At 60.8% G+C, this 332-nt stretch carries 1 pseudogene; it reads left to right on the top strand.

From position 1 onward, the window contains the following. Nucleotides 1-332 (top strand): annotated as a pseudogene (locus A3736_RS06905) (phenylalanine 4-monooxygenase); the annotation flags it as partial.

Below are 332 nucleotides of genomic sequence, written 5' to 3'. Positions count from 1 at the left end.
AATTCGGCCTGTTGCAGGAAGCGCCCGGCGATATCCGCGCCTATGGGGCGGGCATCCTCTCGGGGCCGACCGAAGTGATTTACGCGGTGGAGGCCGAGAGCCCCAACCGCATCATGCTCAACGTCGATCGCGTCATGCGCACCGACTATGTGATCGACGATCTGCAGCCGACCTATTTCGTGATCGACAGCTTCGAGGATCTCTACCACCAGACGGTGGAGCGCGATTTCGACCGGTTGTACCGCAATCTCGATCCCGGCTTCACTTACGCCAACACCGCCGTGATCGACGTGGACGACGTGCTGCATCAGGGCACGCTGGAATACACGCTG

Source organism: Erythrobacter sp. HI0063 (assembly GCF_001635685.1).
Classification (GTDB): Bacteria; Pseudomonadota; Alphaproteobacteria; order Sphingomonadales; family Sphingomonadaceae; genus Qipengyuania.
The sequence above is the reverse complement of the archived record's forward strand: the minus strand, read 5'-3'. Positions and strand labels throughout refer to the sequence as shown.